Raw genomic sequence first — 15553 nt, forward strand, 5'->3', positions numbered from 1 at the left:
TCTTGGAGCTTTAAATGACAATTAATGAATTTGGCTGGGAAACCTTTGAGTGCTTTCTTGAGGGCATGGACCGGCAGTTAAACTTTGATCCGCGCACCATTGGCCGTGTCGCCCAGGTGCAGAGGGATCTTTTTGGCGTGATCTGTGAGGCCGGCTATCTGTGGTGCGAACTCACCGGCAAACTTCGTCATGAGGTAGAAAACTCGGTGGAGCTTCCGGTGGTGGGGGATTGGGTGGAGCTCAGTCCCCCATTCACGGACGCCGGTGGTGAGTGGAGTGCTTTGATCACCGGGGTTTTACCGAGAAGGAGTTTTTTGGCGCGAGGGGGGCATGCGCGAGGGACCCAGGTGTTAGCGGCTAACGTTGATCGAGTGATGGTGGTGATGTCGGCAAACCTGGATTTTAAGGTCAATCGCCTGGATCGCTACATGGCCTTGGCGGCAGCGGGTAACTGCGACGCGGCCTTGGTGTTATCCAAGGCAGATCTTCATCCGCATATGGAAGAGCTGGTAAGTCAGGTTAAGGCCCGCCACCCGGATCTACCGGTGTTTGTGACCAGTGTGGTGAGCCAAACAGGACTCAAGGAACTGGCCGAGTCTCTGCTCCCCGAAAAGGCCTACACTTTTGTGGGCTCATCAGGCGTTGGTAAATCAAGTCTGGTGAACTTTATGATGGGCCGTGAAGTGCTGGCGGTGAGTGGTATTCGTGAAGACGACGATAAGGGACGTCACACGACAACCCACAGAGAGATGGTGAAACTTGAGAGCGGAGCCTTGCTTGTCGACACCCCCGGCTTGAGAGCCGTGGGATTAGTCGATGAAGACGAAGCCCTTGAAGCCACCTTTGGTCAACTCCATGAGCTCGGTCAAAGGTGCAAGTTTCGCGACTGCACCCACGACACTGAACCTGGTTGTGCGGTGAGAGCAGCACTTGAGTCCGGCGAACTCGACCCACAGACCTGGGAGAGTTACGACAAACTCAAGCGCGAGCAGGCCTTTGAACTGCGCAAACAGGACAAGGCCATGGCTGCAAACCATAAAAAACATTGGAAGACGATCACGCAGAATTGGCGTGTGAGAAAAAAACACGAGGGCCGGTAAATACCGGCTCTCGTTTTACGCTTCTATATGTGACTATTGCCTATAAAAACAAACTTCGATGCCCGGTCGATGTTTACTTTTGAGCCGCCTTCAATTTTTTAGTCAGGTCTTCGGTCAGCTCAACGGGTTCGTGTAAAGGTTGGTCAACTGACCATACCGTTTTCTTTAGATACAACCCGGTCATAGCAATGGTCCACAGAACGAAAATTGCGTAATTGTAGAGTGCTTTCACGCGTCTACGCTTACTCCAGTTCTTATTCATTGTGGATTCCCCCTATAAACTCATCTTTCCCTGCCCATTACTACTGCAAGGGGTGGTCCAGAAGTGTTTGTAATCAGGGGGTTTTTGTTCTCAAATTGAGTCGCGAAGATTAAGAGTGACCACAAGATTTGTCGCCTAGTTTGTTGACGATGGAAGGCGCCATCAACCTTGGTGTTTCATCTAAAGACGCTCTTGAAATGTGATAGCTGATTTTTTGATCCGATTAAAAAGTCCGCCCCGGACCTCCACCAGGTCCGGGGCGCCCCAATTCATTGACGATCTCTCAGTAACCCTTAGTGATGAGCGTCCACTGTTTCCAACATTCACACTCTCTCAACACAACACCAAGTACTACTACCACCCCAGCCTCAGCTTGCCCTTTTCTTTCCCGAGTCAGCCCTCGGATCGCTCACCAGACTAGATACGTACCACATTTTGCCGTTTCCATCTCGAAGCCCCGCAACTTCAAGAGACAGAAGTGCAATCAACACCTACTGGGTGATCATCAATATGTCGAATCGCAAATTTAAAATGAGGGTCCGCCTCATCGGCGCTTCTGGAGTTTTCCTGGTCAGATAACTCGCCTGTCGACCCTGCAATACTCGCGGGCAAGAAATACAATTCCTATACCAGGGTTTTTAGGCCTTAATGAGGTCTTAACCTGTTGAAATGACTTATGGGTCCCAGAGCCCGCACCGACCAAATAGGGAACTTGCGACCCATTTTCGCGTCACCGGGCTCGGAATGAGTGCCTGATCAGCCAGCGGGCCTGAGCTCCATGGCCGGAACCTGGTCACCGAGGAAGGTCTTTTTGTAGTTCTCCCACTGCATCCCATTGAGGTCATAGTCATAGAGCATGATCGAATAAGGTGTCTTGGGATTGTACTTGGCCAACTCTGCCAGCCACTCACCAAGGGTCATGTCGTGGCTGGGGTGACCCCAAATGGTGGTCTCTTTGAAGAAGGGCCTTTCCATAATCTCGGTCTGTATTTGCTTAAAGGTCTTAAGCGAAGCCCCCTTAAGCCGACCTGGCTCGCCGGTTTTGATTTTCTCCGACAGGTCTTCGGCACTCATTTTGGTTTGCTTCTTGAGTTTTGAGAATAGAATCCAAAAGCGGATCATCTCAAACGAAGCCCCATCGAAGTACATCAGGCGGCCATCTTCACCGTCGCCAGTGAGGAGGTCGTCGTCTTCAAGGGATTCCAGGTCGTCTTCGTCAAAACGGTTGTAGCCCAGGGTCTTAAGCCCCTGAAGATCTTTAACCGCTTGATCTGTCATGTCGACGATGATGAAGTTCTCGCCCGCATAGCTGGGCTCATCCACCTTCTCAGGGAAAATGGCGCCCAAGTAACCGGGCTCACCAATCAAACCGTTGCGACCCATGCGGATTTTGGCCTTGGCCTTGCCGTCAAAATCAAGCTTTGGGAGAACATCCGAAGGGGTGAAGTCAGCGTTGTTGATGATCACCGATTTGTAGGCGCGATCAAACAGCTCGGTGAAATCATCATAGACTTTGTAGACCATGTGAACAACCACCGCACTCAAGGCCAGAGCACAGCCTGTCAGGTGTTTGCCCTTAGCCAAAGACTCAATCGCCGTTGAAACCTTAGTGGATTTTTTATTCTGCCAGTAGCCGTAGAGCTCTTCGTACTCAGCCGGCACATTGGCTTGGGTGGTTTTCATAAACGAGAAGTGGCGGGTAAAGCCTGTGCCTTTCCAGCCACCTTCGTCGTTGTAAGGCCACTCAAAACTTTGCGCGATGGCCTCGGTGGTGGCTCGCGCCTGGGTGGCAAGCTTTAAGCGAAAGGCCTGCTGTGAAGCCTTGTCGGCAATCGCTGAGGGGAAAAACTGGCGCACCACTTGTTTGGCCACCGTCGCCGCCTTTGATTTCACCTTGCCTGAGACCTGAAGACACAGAGCCAAACACTTTTCGCCCTTGAGATCGGCAAAGCTCTTTAGCTTTAAAGGGCTGCCCGCTTTGATCTGAATGTCCTGCTTGAGGTTTTCCACCACTTCGACCCGCCAGCCGAGTGAACTTAAAAAGTTCCACTGGTTTTGGATTTCAGCTTTGCTGGCCACTTCCTGCTTAAGCGCCTGATCCATCTCCCCCTGGCTCAAACCAAGTGCCGAGAGCTGAAACAGCAGGGCAAATAAAATCAGGAAACTAAACGAGCGATGGGCTTTATGGGACGAAAGCATCTGGACCCCCTTTTGGATAAGGGCAATCCTAGACAAGGAGCTACAGACCCGCACCGCTAGCGGCTGCTAGTAAAATATTTTACCCATTATTGAAACCGAAACCAGGAATGATCTCCACACCCTAGTAAAGATGTAAACCCCACTCGAACCCCTTACCAGGGCGGCTGTTCACCCAGAATCTGAGCGGGATCGCGGTTGAGCTCGATTTGCCGGTCCCACTCGTAGCGAAGAAAGCTCTTCATGGTAGAGAGGGCTTCGGCGTCCTCATACTCAGCCGGCTTATCGCAGCTGGAGCCCGGGTGGTAGGTGGATGGGGCACAATAGCTTAACTTCACGTCATCGATATCGCTCGTTTGCGCCATCACCCAATCGCGAACTGGGGTGGGCCCTTGGGGATTAATGGCTGGATCAAACACATAGACTTGGCCACCAATGCGTACCACGGGAGCTGTGTGATACCACCAGGTGACTGATCCTGAAGGGCTGTTGTCGGTTTGCACTTCCAGACTGCCGAAAATAAAAATACGTGTCGGTTCGGTGTAGCCTCGACCAGACAAATACTTTTTCATCATCGCAGCCCGAGCGTAACAACCATCATCGGGATAAAGCCAAGTCAGGCGGCGCTTAAAAATCGGAGCCTGAAGGGGGTCGTCGAGATCCCTTTGGTCACGGACCTGAAAGAAACCGGTGAGAAGCTCATCCTCGCTCCCCCATGTGACCACCTTGTTGTGGTTCAACTGGCTAAAGGGAACCGCCACACTTTCAGCATTGTCGCGTGACCAAGCCATGGGAAATTGGCGATCCCACTGCTGGTAAAAACGCTCGCGGGCCTGTTGCCAGCTCTCGCCCGGCAGGCGTTTTTGCGAGGCAAACTCTCTAACCGAGTTGTTCTGTGCTGAGACTTCCGCCAAAGTTTTGTGAGTCCCCACGAGGGTGATCACTAGAGTGACGAAAAAAAGCAAACGCCTTAAAAACCCCTTGTCCATGGTGTTTCCCCCCATCCCGAATTTCACTTTTGATAGTCAAAATTAAATCCGGGTCCGAGCCCTAACCCAAGGAGATTCTTATTTTGTTGCAGTGCATTATTCGCTGTGTTAGGGTGCTCTTTAAAGAGAGGACTTATGCGTTTCTACCAAATCTACACTCATACCCCTTCAACCAAGACGCCCCTGCGTCGCCGGTTTCTGAAGTTACGTCCACTGGTTAAGACCGCAGCAGGCAAGTGATTGCCCAAGGTTTTGTCAGTGAAGATTTTCCATGTTTGAGCAGTAAGCTTTACGCCTGGAACGAACAATTGATCTCATTGTTCAATCACTCGTGACCTATTTCCCTCTCAAAATACCCACAAAACCTATTTCTCGCCGCATCCATAAGAGGAGGAAATTCCTTTCATTATTAGGGCTTTATCAAAGTAACAAGTCTTGCGTAAAAGTGACCTTTGAGGGCACCAGTGAGAGCGCAATCTAAAAAATAAAGCCCGTTGAGTCGAATTCACCCTTGGCCCACTCCTTGCTATTCACAAGGTCCTGCGGAACGTTGGTTGTTGTGGAACGTTGATTGTAGGTCTTGCTTGGGCTTTAGCGATGAACTCTTTCCCCCTCCCCCTCGATTGAAAGACTGTTGGAACCATCCAGTTCCTTCTCGTTTAGCGCTAAGGCACCAAGCAGGCCGTTTAATTCTCACCAAAACGCCCTGTAAGAGCCCTTACTGGGAAGCCCCTTCGATAGTATTAGATACCGGGAAAAGTTGAATATTGAGCTGATAAACGCGCTCTCCCTTGGATTGGGAGCGGCTGACCTTGATGTCCTTGAGCAGGCGTTTTTTGAGCTGACGGACCTCAAATTTGATCTTTTCAAATTCCTCTTTGGTCAGAGCCATGGTGAGGGCACCAATTTCCCTCTCTGTGGGATCGTCCTGAAAGAGGGACTCAAGGCCTAAGTAAATCAATTCTGCCTGGATCTTGCGAACCATGGCCACAGGGATGGACTCATAGCCATTGACCAACTCGCGGCCTTTGGTGAGTTGTCCGTCGTCTGAGCGCTTGAGCTCTCCTGATTCCACCAGAAGATCAATAGCCCTTTTGAGCTCATCCACCGACACCCGATCTCTCAGCGTTCGGCGCAGCTGAACAGGATCAAAATCCACACCTTGCTGATCGGTCAGGGCGTGGAGAACCCAGGACACCCAACCAGGGACCTTATCCCATGCCTCGGTGTTGATCTCACCACTGCGGATTTGTTTTTTCACCCGCAATTCACTGAGGGCCTTCAAATAGCGATTGCGCTCCAAAGGATCGCGGGCCTGGCCATAGAGCACCAGGGCCTTAAACTCACGGGCTTCTTCTTTAGATAGCCCCAGAGCCTTGGCAAACTTCTTCACCATGTCCATGGAGAGATTGCGCTGACCTTCGATAATCAATTTTAAATAATTGGGTGATTTGATGTCAGCCGATGCGCTAAAGGCGGCGTAGGAATAAGGACGAACCGCTGAACTCAGGGTCTTCTTTTTGTAATCGTAAAAATCGCTCAGGAATTGGCGGAAATCCGTGTACTCAGAAAGCACCGGCGAACGAAAGGCCTCGCCAAGCTCACGTGAAAGTGATGCTGTCTCTGTTGAAATCCCCATGATGTGTTCCTCTGATGACGAACCCATCTTCCCACAAAGGTTTGATTTGTAAAAGAAATTCTTATTGGGGCGGCGCATGAGTCGGCCGCCCGATTTAAAATCGCCTTAGTTTTTTTGCTTCTGCAGGAGATACATGAAGTCGCGAGCCTCAAGAATCTCACTGGTAATGGTGAGCAAAGTGTTTTCTGCAACGCCTTTCAGGTGAACCTGGAGAACCATGTTGCCGTTGCCGTCGTTACTGAGCAACTTCACGCGAGAGATGTAGTTCTCAAATTTACCCTGATCATTCGTAACTCGACCTGTGGTTTCCCGCAGAAATCCGTTCACGCCCAAATTGGCTTGGTAGTCACGAGCGTCGTCGGCCAGCATCAGTGGTCCAGAAATCACCAGCACATCCTGCTCAGGCTTTTCAATAGTCGTGACTGACCAAAAAGTCAGAGTGAATGCCGAGCGGCCATAGGCCACGGCAAACGAGCGGAACTCCACATCGTTAGCACCAGGAGCACGCATCGGAGGAGGCATACAGTTGTTGTTGCCACTCATCCGACAGGCATTGATGGCCTGGACTGCATCGTGGGTGTTTTTCATGTAGAGCATGAACTCTTTGTACTCGTCGTTCATGGACTTGAGAGACTTCTGGTAGTCGCGCATGGGGAATTGAACATGAACATTACCAATGCGGTGAACGGCAAAGGCCGTCTTACAGATTTCACCGGATTTGGTAAACTGGTCAATGCGGATCACGGTGTTTTCACAGCTCTCCATGTTGGCGTCGAGACAAACCACACTGGCCTTAAAGACAAAATCGTCACCTGAAGTCTCAGCCGACTCGTCCATTACCGCTCGGTTGTTCACATCCAGGTGGCCTCTGAACTTGGCGCTCACGGGGCCCGCGGGACCATCAAAAATGATTTCAGCAAAAACCTTGCGATTACCCTCATTGGCCTCAATGCTCACTGAGCGAATGGCGAGAGCAAAACTCTCGCTAGCCGTCCTGAGATCTTCAGGAAGTTTGTCTACTTCGCCCTTAAGAATGGGCAACAAGGTGTCCACACGAGAATCCGAAAAAGCCCGACGTCTTTCGTCCGCGGCACCAGTAGGGAAAACTCCCACGCCATTATCGGGAGCTGCAATAGCGCCATTTGAAGGCAACACATGGACAACGGTGTTGGTGCCGGTCACCACAGTTGCCGGCTCTTCGGCCACACGCTCAATCACAGCAGGGACTGTTCCATCTGAGGTGGACACAATCACCGTCGAACGGGGGTTGGCCGCCGTGGGAATCACCACCTGGGGAGTTCCGGTAGCGGTTGGTTGCACAGTCGGCTGAGTGGCCGTGGGCTGCACGGTCGGCGTTTGTTGAGCCGGTGTCTGTTGAGCCGGACGGGTTTTACCGTCGCGGATCGGGGCCTTTTTCTTTTTGCCCGAACAGGCAACAAAGCTCACAGCCAAAGCTGCAACTAAAGCGACTTTTACCACTTGGTTCAAACGTAACATCATCTTCCAAACCTCGATTGGCGTTGATTAAAAACGTTCACTCCGTAGTGAGCAATTGGAGGGCCAATGAGGTGGCTATCAGATCGAAATTAGGTAGGTTTTACAGGGTTTAGGTGACTCTTTTGGGCACCTGAAGCTCAACTAGGGCCAATTCAGGGACTATATAGAGGTGGCTTCCACGTGGGCCACACAGGAGTCAAAGCTCCCGCCGGTGGAAACTTTGACCTCGCGGCCGTCGTTCATAGCCTGACGAAGAAGAGCCATTTTGTCTTGGTTCATGACGTGGCGAAAGAGCTGACCGTTGTACTCAGGACAAACTTTTATCAGGATTGAACCCTGCTCCCGACTGGCCAGCCGCACGGTGATCTCTCGAGTGTTGTCGTCGACGGCAATGGACTTGACTCGTCCAGACACTGCAGTTGTGTCGCGCTTGATTTGCTCCCAAATGGAGATGTTTTTCCGCTCGCTCCATGCAGCAGCGGTCACAGTTAATACAGCAAATAGAGTCGTTATGCGCCAAGCTTTAGTCATCACCGGTCATCCTTTCGGCGAGGACCTAGAGCAGAGCTTGTGCCAAGTCATTGTTAGTTTATTTGCAGTTCGGCTTATTGGGACCATTAATTTTAGCGGTGAGGGACGACGGTGAGGGGCACTTGTCTAGGACTTCGACAAGAGGATCTACTCCTCCAGGGGGTGGATTTCGGATTCTTTGGCGAGGAAATCAAATTCATATAAATGATCGCGCAGCCACTTGCGGTGCTTTTTGTGTTGTGGCGAATGCTGGGAAACCAACTTCCAAAAGCGATCCGAGTGATTGAGGTGCTGTAGGTGAGCCAATTCATGAATCACCACGTAGTCCATGACCTCTTCGGGTGCGGCCACCAGTCGCCAATTTAGGCTAATGGAGCCCTCGGGAGAACAACTCCCCCAGCGGGTTTTCTGAGAGCGAAAAGACACTGCGGTTGGGATTAGCCCCATCGCCTCTGAAATATCGTGCACCCTTTCGGCCAGGACTTCCCGCCCCTGCTGTTCATAAAATTTCATCAGGTAGGGTTTTATCTGCGGTTGGGGCTTCACGTAATAAGCGTTCGACCATTGAGCCTTGGGGATGTAACAGATTAATTGTAGATCTTCGCGCAGGATTTCAAACGTAGGCTTTTTGACTTTGGCGCTGGGAGTGAAATTTAAATAATGGTATTCGCCGGCGAACAAAACTCCTTCACCTTGGAGAAATTGTTTGCGCGGATACTGAGTGCGAAGGTCTTTGAATTCGCCCAAAACTTTTTTGAGCCACTGCTCGTTATGGCGCAAAAACTTTTGAATCTCGTTGATCGAAGTTGTTTTGCTACTAGTAACGCGAATGTTGCCGTTTGGTTTTACAGTCACGCGCATCGATCTTTGATAAGCGCGACGCAAAAGTTGCACACGATGACCTTGAAAATCCAATTCGTTGCGAACGGATTTTTCTTTCTCAGCTGTGGTCTTCTTTTGCGTTTTGTTTTTTGAATGGCTACGCCATTTAAACAAATTGAGCTGGTTCACAAAGGCCCCGGTCCCTTTTTCAATTCCCGGACGAAGACCAACCTACCACAGGTAAAAGTATGAAACCACACAGTTTTTAGGTGAGCTCCCGGAGGGCCCTTTTGCGCGCGACCGGGAAATAAATGCAATCTGAACAAATTCACCTGGCCCTCGATGGCTCGTTGCGTTATTAGGTTCCTGCGATCTTGTCCCTGGGGCATTGGGGCAAGTAGCACGGGTTAATTTGGAGGCAGGTTTAATACTCTAAGAGCACAGACGGCAGGGGGCTGCCATCTGATCGGGGCTCTTAAATATTGAGACTCTTGGTTCCTTCTCTCCTTTTTCCAAATAACCCAAAGATTTGAGTGTGACCCGCCATAGGGGTATGCCCGGGCCTCGGCTATGGGGCCCGTGATTTTTGAGCAACGTGAGACCTATGTGACTCCGTTCTATTTCGACCAATCACTTTTGGCGCCAGCTTCAGAGTTCTCTGGAGCTGGCGTTTTTCTTTTCGCCCGCCTCATAAAAGAATGCTAAGTATCGATTAATGGACTCCTTTTACGACCTCACCCCTGAAACTGTGATGACCGGAATTGAGCAGGCGGGACTGATCCCCACCGGGGAATACACCCAGCTGAATTCCTATGAAAATCGGGTATTCGACATCCGCCTGGAATCTGAAGGCAATCCCGAAAACCTCAACGGCCGGGTCATTGCCAAGTTTTACCGTCCGGGACGATGGGATGAGGCCACTATCCAGGAAGAACATGACTTCCAAATGGATCTGCGCGACTCGGGCCTGCCCGTGGTGGCCCCACTGAAGCAGGCCAACGGCAAGACCATCTCCTCTTGCCAGGGGATGTACCTGGGACTTTTCCCCAAGGCCGTGGGAAGGATGCCCCAGGAGTTGTGGCTGAACGACTACGAAAAAATCGGCCGCACCCTGGCCCGCCTCCACAACGTGGGGGAACTCAGACCTGCCCAACACCGACCCAAGCTTCATCCGGAAGTCATGGGCTGGCCGTCGTTGCGGATATTAGAAAAGTGGGCGGCACCCGAGGTGTGGTCCCGCTATGAAAGAGCGGCGGTTGATATTTTGGAGTGGCTCGAAGAGGCCCTTGAAGATGTGAACTATCAGCGTATTCATGGCGACTGCCACAAGGGGAATCTCTTACTCAAACAAGTCCGCGAAGAGCCTGAAGAGTTCTTCCTGGTCGATTTTGATGATTTTTGTATGGGACCTGCCGTTCAGGATTTTTGGATGCTCTTTTCAGGAGACCACGAAACCCTGAACGAAGAGGAACAAGCCATTTTGTCTGGCTATGAAGAGCTGAGAAACTTCGACGACCGCGAGCTGGACCTGATCCCCGGGCTGAGGGGCTTAAGGATCATTCACTACGCCGCCTGGATCGCCCGCCGTTGGGAAGACCCCTCATTCCCTCGCCTGTTCCCCACCTTTCGCGAGTACAACTACTGGGCGGAAGAAGTGGAAGCTCTCGAACGCATCGCCTGGGCCCTTAAATAGCTGAGTCATTCCAAAATTTTAGACTCGCTGTAAGAGCTCTTTTTGCCGATAGTTCGTTGATGAGGACTGTCTTGTTTTTACTCTTAGCCTGGGCTTTCGTCTTACCGCCGGCATTTGCCGACAAGCTGGTGTGGGACCAGTCCGAAGAGGGTTCACTTTGGCTTTATCCCGAGTGCGCGGATAAATTTATTCTCAACTGCGAGACTCTCCCGCCCGTTCTCGCCACCAAGATCGACCAATGCAAGATCGCCAAAGTGGCCAACAAATGCGACGAGTATTTTAAGGGCCAAACCGAAGTCCGAGAGTATGTGAAATCCTGCACTCCTGAAGAGATCTGTGCCGAGTATGTATTCGAGTCGGCCTACAAAGCCTATGGCTGCACCAAGGGTTTTGGCGAAGTGGCCTGGGATATGGCTGTGGGGATTGTCGATCTCGGGAAAATGCTCATTGATCATGTCTCTAAAACCGCCCGCCAGAAATCCGCTTTTTTTGCCTACTGTGAAAAGAGCGTCGACTGTAAGAGAGCTTTGGTTGCGGACCACCCGGCCTTCAGCCGTTATAGTGACGAGCAACTTCAAGAAATGTCAGCCTTTGATCTCTACACTCGCGCCCAACACTATGAAGAAGCCAAGAGACGGAGTGATTCCTATCAGTTTGCCATGAAGTCGTGGACCGAGAGGCAGAAGATCCTGGATGAAAAAGCCAAAAAGGCCAAGCCCCCCGAGACGCCATTTAAGATTGAAGCCTTGGCCGCAGCGGCCACCAAATATCTTGAAGACAAAAACATTAAACTTGCTTGCTTCAATGCAGAGGCGCGCACCCAATTAGTGTGTTACGGCATCTTTTCCATTCTTGATCCTGCGGCGGTGGCGGGTGCAACCATTAAGTCGGCTAAACTGGCTAGGTGGATTAAACGCCTTGATCCACCTAAGTGGTCAGATGATGTCGGTCGGAGATTTCGTTCCCGCGCCACCAGTGGGTCGCGTGATGTCCTTACCGAAGCTGTGCGCAGCACTTTTATAAAGGACTATGCCGAAACGGTTTTCACCACTCCCGATCAAAATCGGGGATGGATACGGGCGGCCCAATCCACCAGGGCCGGATCAGGCACATTATTTTTTGATGTGGAAAATGCTGTTCTTAAACAACTCAACGACGGACTTAAAAATAAAAATCTGGTCACGGCGCTCACCAACCGCCACAAGGAGCTTCTGCTCGATAAGATGACCGCCTTGGAGAAGCGCTATCCGGGACTTAAGGTCGAGCGCTATTCGGATTTTAAGTCCACCCGCTTTGCTTTTTCAGGGGAGATTCCGCCCAATCTCAATAAGGAACTCAATAAGCTTTACAAAGAAGTGAACGATGCCTTTTTCTCTGACGAAAAAGTGCGAGCCATTGTTCGCGATGATGACCTGACCGGAGATTGGTTTCGCGCCGGTGTTGGAGAAACCGCTGATCAGGCGACGACGGCAGCCAGATATGCCCGTCGGCAGAAGCCCGATCAGATGTTTGTTCAGAGCTTTCAAAGTCGCATCCTGCAGCGCCGACTGGAGAAGGACCGGGTTGCGGCCGGCAATATCCGACTAGACCTTGAAGCAAGGTTTAAGGACACGGGCATCATGACCAAGGCCGACCGGTCAGATGTTTTGATTCCTGACGAAGGAGTCTTTGATTTGGTTCGCAAGATCGAAGATCCGGCAGAGCTCAAGGCCGCTATTGAAGCCAGGTATGGGATTAAAAACCTAGAGGCTCGCGACATTGAAGACTTCAAAAGGTACTCCGCTCTGGTGGATGAGTTTTCCCCCGGCATTCACGTGGCCAAACGTGAGGTGGTCAACTTTGATGAAGCCGTCCATGGTGGGCTTTCCATCGACTTTGCCGGCATGGGCTCTCACAACGCGCGGGCGACAGCCGAGGCTCTGGCCGCTAGTAACAACTTGGACGAGGCCGTCGATTTAGCACGCGTGGGAGAGCAAAAAGTGACCAAGGTTTTTAATCAGAAAAAAGAAACCCTCACGCAAATCATGAATGATGTCTTCCCAGAGGGCACCGTCCGCACTATTTGCACGGGCGACGACTGCGCGGTGATCCCTGTGCGTCCACTGAATCCCCGCGACAAGAAAGCCATCATGAGCCGCATTGCCACTCAATCCGATCCGGCTTCGGTGCGCTTGAGCTTTATCCCGGACAATGTCACCGTCCCACTTGATCGAACCTTGCTGGGTACTCATGGAGAGAGCATTGAAAAGGCTTTACGCAAGAGCCTGAGTGGCCATATGGAGCCTGCAAAACTCAAGGGTTTGCTTTTTGCCGTTGATATGCAAGGGACACAAGCGGGAACGGGCAAGGTGGGGCTGTTGATTGAGTCGGCTCCATCACTAAGGCTTTCTACCTCTGAACGGCGGTTGATCGAAAACCGATTCAAGGACGCCATTGAGAGCGTTAATCAAAGCTTGATCAAGCAGGGCGATGCCAGCGCCTATAGCTCCTCTGGTGTCCTCTGAAGCCCTGACTCACACGACCAATAATGCAATGCGTTTTTCGGGTGGGATTGCCTCCTCAAACTTGAAGCCCCTAGGCCCTTCCGTTAGAGTGTCGGCTCTTTGCCTTGGCCCATGAAAGTGGCCCTCAGACTGGCTTTTTGCCTGGGTTGGGGGAATGTTTTGTGAGATAAGGCTGTATGGCCGGGTCCCATACAATAGCGAACCCAGTGAATCCCGCCAGGTCCGGAAGGAAGCAACGGTAGCTAGGATCCTATGTGATATGGGGTGCCTGGCCGCTTTTTTGGAGGCTGATTTGTCCTATCAGGTGATCGCCCGTAAATGGCGGCCTAAAACCTTTGCAGAACTCGTTGGGCAATCCCACGTCAGCCAAACTCTGCTTAATGCTCTTCGCAACAATCGTTTGCACCATGCCTTGTTGTTTACGGGACCACGTGGAACCGGCAAAACTTCTTCGGCGCGGATTTTGGCTAAATCCCTTCGTTGTCCAAATGCTGTCGACTTTGTTCCTTGCCATGAATGCCGCGACTGTCAGGATGTGGCCAACGGCCGCTCCATTGATGTGATTGAAATCGACGGAGCCAGCAACAATGGTGTGGATGCCATCCGCGAGCTGCGCGAGACCGTGGGCTATATGCCTTCGTCAGGAAAGTACAAACTCTACATCATCGATGAAGTTCATATGCTTTCCACCAGTGCTTTTAATGCGCTTTTAAAAACTCTGGAAGAGCCGCCTGAGCATGTGATTTTTGTGATGGCTACAACTGAAGCGCACAAGATCCCCAATACGATTTTGTCCCGCTGTCAGCGCTTTGATTTTCGCCGTATTCCGGTGCGTGACATTGCCGCCCGCCTGGGTGAGATCTGTCAGGCCGATGGCATTAAGTGTGATGAAGAAGCCTTGTGGCTGGTGGCTCGCCAGGGCGATGGTTCCATGCGCGACAGCCAAAGTCTTTTGGATCAGGTGATCACCTTTAGCGATGGACAGGTGACGCGAGATAAGACCATTGAGGTCCTTGGTCTTACGGATCGCACCTTGCTCCTTGAAACTGTGCAGGCTCTTGTCGATCGCAACACGCAAACCGTTGTTGATATTATCGAGCGGGTGTTCACTGCCGGATATGATCCCAAGATTTTTGTTCAAGATCTGCTGGAGGAGCTTCGCCATTTGCTGTTGGTTAAAATCACCAATGGCCAGGTGGGTTCGATTGTTGATCTTCCTGATTCAGAAGTAACTCACTTGCACCAACTCTCTGAGTCGCTAACGGAAGAAGACATTCATTTGCTTTTTGATATGGCCTTAAAAGGTGGCAACGACCTATTGCGCTCCCAGGACACCCGTGTGGTTCTGGAAATGATTCTTCTGCGTATGTCGTCGGCCCCCCGGGTGGCTCAACTGTTGAGTTTAAATCTCGGCCAGGCTCCGAGTGCTTCGGCAGCTCCGGCAAGACCTGCAGCTATCTCTCGTCCCACACCTACGCGGTCGGCTGAGCCAGCAAAGAAGAGTCCGGCCCAAACCGCAGCTGAAAAGCCCGCAGCCCCACAACCCGAGCCAGAGGTGGTTGCACCTGCTCCGGTTATGTCGGCGACACCGACGGTTTCTGGTGATGAGCGGTGGCTGGAGTTGATTAAGAAAATTAAACGGGTGAACCCCATGGTCAGCGCCAAGCTTGAGCACTCGTGCTTACTTGGCATTGAAGACAAGGTGATTCGCCTGGCTGTGCCGGATAAAATGAAGTTTTTGTCCGGACAGATTGAAGACAAGGAGTTTCAGAAGAAGCTTTTGAATTACGTGGGAACTTTCTGGGGACCTGGTTACCAGGTCGAAGTTGGCTCCGGCGGCACAGAGGCGGAAAAAAAAACTCCAAAAGCAATAGAGAAACAACGCCAGGAGGACCAGGTTAAGTCCACGCGCGAAGAGGTGGAAAATCACCCCTTTGTGCAATCGGCGCAAAAAGTTTTTAAATCCCAGATAAAGGCGATTAAGGAGACAACATGAAAGGAATGGGCGGCGGCTTGCAACAGATGATGAGACAAGCCAATCAGATGCAGAACCGTATTAAGAAGCTTCAAGAAGAGCTGGCGACCCGTGAGTTTGAAGGGACCGCAGGCGGCGGTGCTGTTCTGGCCAAAGTCAGTGGCGACAACAAAGTGGTGGCCATGGAAATTAAGCCTGACGTGGTCAGTGCTGATGACATTGAAATGCTCCAGGACTTGATTGTTGCTGCAGTCAACGATGCCCTGAAAGTGGCTAAGGAGACTTCTGATCAGGAAATGTCCAAGATCACTGGCGGCGTTAACTTCCCTGGCATGTTTTAACCTG

General features: G+C 51.4%; 12 protein-coding genes and 1 other RNA gene. 6 read left to right on the forward strand and 7 right to left on the reverse strand.

Annotated elements, in window-relative coordinates:
* Nucleotides 1-14 precede the first annotated feature (14 nt).
* Nucleotides 15-1100 carry a ribosome small subunit-dependent GTPase A gene (gene rsgA, locus H6624_12950; GenBank protein ID MCB9085251.1) on the forward strand — a complete coding sequence of 362 codons (1086 nt, stop codon included), beginning with the start codon at nucleotides 15-17 and terminating at the stop codon, nucleotides 1098-1100.
* A 73-nt stretch (nucleotides 1101-1173) separates the two neighbouring features.
* Here rsgA and H6624_12955 read toward each other — a convergent pair whose 3' ends face one another.
* The 7 genes from H6624_12955 to H6624_12985 all read right to left on the reverse strand — a co-directional run bounded on the left by H6624_12955 (nucleotide 1174) and on the right by H6624_12985 (nucleotide 9225).
* Entirely contained in the window at nucleotides 1174-1362 is a 189-nt protein-coding gene (locus H6624_12955) for a hypothetical protein (GenBank protein ID MCB9085252.1), read from the reverse strand.
* Between the two features lie 756 nt (nucleotides 1363-2118).
* Complete coding sequence (locus H6624_12960; protein MCB9085253.1) at nucleotides 2119-3561, reverse strand: hypothetical protein; 1443 nt, start codon at nucleotides 3559-3561, stop codon at nucleotides 2119-2121.
* A gap of 152 nt (nucleotides 3562-3713) precedes the next feature.
* Nucleotides 3714-4547, reverse strand: a complete 834-nt coding sequence (locus H6624_12965) for a hypothetical protein (GenBank protein MCB9085254.1) — start codon at nucleotides 4545-4547, stop codon at nucleotides 3714-3716.
* A 718-nt stretch (nucleotides 4548-5265) separates the two neighbouring features.
* Nucleotides 5266-6186 carry a TIGR02147 family protein gene (locus H6624_12970; GenBank protein MCB9085255.1) on the reverse strand — a complete coding sequence of 307 codons (921 nt, stop codon included), beginning with the start codon at nucleotides 6184-6186 and terminating at the stop codon, nucleotides 5266-5268.
* A 105-nt stretch (nucleotides 6187-6291) separates the two neighbouring features.
* Nucleotides 6292-7686 (reverse strand): PT domain-containing protein, encoded by a 1395-nt coding sequence (locus H6624_12975; protein ID MCB9085256.1) that lies wholly within the window; start codon nucleotides 7684-7686, stop codon nucleotides 6292-6294.
* Between the two features lie 156 nt (nucleotides 7687-7842).
* Nucleotides 7843-8214 (reverse strand): hypothetical protein, encoded by a 372-nt coding sequence (locus H6624_12980; GenBank protein MCB9085257.1) that lies wholly within the window; start codon nucleotides 8212-8214, stop codon nucleotides 7843-7845.
* A 147-nt stretch (nucleotides 8215-8361) separates the two neighbouring features.
* Nucleotides 8362-9225 carry a M48 family metallopeptidase gene (locus tag H6624_12985; protein MCB9085258.1) on the reverse strand — a complete coding sequence of 288 codons (864 nt, stop codon included), beginning with the start codon at nucleotides 9223-9225 and terminating at the stop codon, nucleotides 8362-8364.
* Nucleotides 9226-9751: 526 nt separating this feature from the next.
* Here H6624_12985 and H6624_12990 point away from each other — a divergent pair.
* The 5 genes from H6624_12990 to H6624_13010 all read left to right on the forward strand — a co-directional run bounded on the left by H6624_12990 (nucleotide 9752) and on the right by H6624_13010 (nucleotide 15549).
* A complete protein-coding gene (locus tag H6624_12990) occupies nucleotides 9752-10729 on the forward strand; it encodes a serine/threonine protein kinase (protein ID MCB9085259.1) in 978 nt (325 codons plus the stop codon).
* Nucleotides 10730-10800: 71 nt separating this feature from the next.
* Nucleotides 10801-13233, forward strand: coding sequence for a hypothetical protein (locus H6624_12995; protein ID MCB9085260.1), 2433 nt, complete (start codon nucleotides 10801-10803; stop codon nucleotides 13231-13233).
* 178 nt (nucleotides 13234-13411) lie between these two features.
* Nucleotides 13412-13510, forward strand: an RNA gene (ffs, locus tag H6624_13000) — signal recognition particle sRNA small type.
* 15 nt (nucleotides 13511-13525) lie between these two features.
* On the forward strand, nucleotides 13526-15229 hold the full coding sequence (gene dnaX, locus H6624_13005) for a DNA polymerase III subunit gamma/tau (protein MCB9085261.1): 1704 nt from the start codon (nucleotides 13526-13528) through the stop codon (nucleotides 15227-15229).
* Between the two features lie 5 nt (nucleotides 15230-15234).
* Nucleotides 15235-15549: a YbaB/EbfC family nucleoid-associated protein gene (locus H6624_13010; GenBank protein MCB9085262.1), complete on the forward strand. Its 315-nt coding sequence runs from the start codon at nucleotides 15235-15237 to the stop codon at nucleotides 15547-15549.
* The last annotated feature ends 4 nt before the right edge of the window (nucleotides 15550-15553 follow it).

This window comes from Pseudobdellovibrionaceae bacterium, from assembly GCA_020635075.1.
GTDB lineage: Bacteria > Bdellovibrionota > Bdellovibrionia > Bdellovibrionales > UBA1609 > JADZEO01.

Coding starts and splice junctions, on each gene's coding strand:
- rsgA (MCB9085251.1), top strand. CDS start 15: ATGACAATTAATGAATTTGGCTGGGAAACCTTTGAGTGCTTTCTTGAG.
- H6624_12955 (MCB9085252.1), bottom strand. CDS start 1,362: ATGAATAAGAACTGGAGTAAGCGTAGACGCGTGAAAGCACTCTACAAT.
- H6624_12960 (MCB9085253.1), bottom strand. CDS start 3,561: ATGCTTTCGTCCCATAAAGCCCATCGCTCGTTTAGTTTCCTGATTTTA.
- H6624_12965 (MCB9085254.1), bottom strand. CDS start 4,547: ATGGACAAGGGGTTTTTAAGGCGTTTGCTTTTTTTCGTCACTCTAGTG.
- H6624_12970 (MCB9085255.1), bottom strand. CDS start 6,186: ATGGGGATTTCAACAGAGACAGCATCACTTTCACGTGAGCTTGGCGAG.
- H6624_12975 (MCB9085256.1), bottom strand. CDS start 7,686: ATGATGTTACGTTTGAACCAAGTGGTAAAAGTCGCTTTAGTTGCAGCT.
- H6624_12980 (MCB9085257.1), bottom strand. CDS start 8,214: ATGACTAAAGCTTGGCGCATAACGACTCTATTTGCTGTATTAACTGTG.
- H6624_12990 (MCB9085259.1), top strand. CDS start 9,752: ATGGACTCCTTTTACGACCTCACCCCTGAAACTGTGATGACCGGAATT.
- H6624_13010 (MCB9085262.1), top strand. CDS start 15,235: ATGGGCGGCGGCTTGCAACAGATGATGAGACAAGCCAATCAGATGCAG.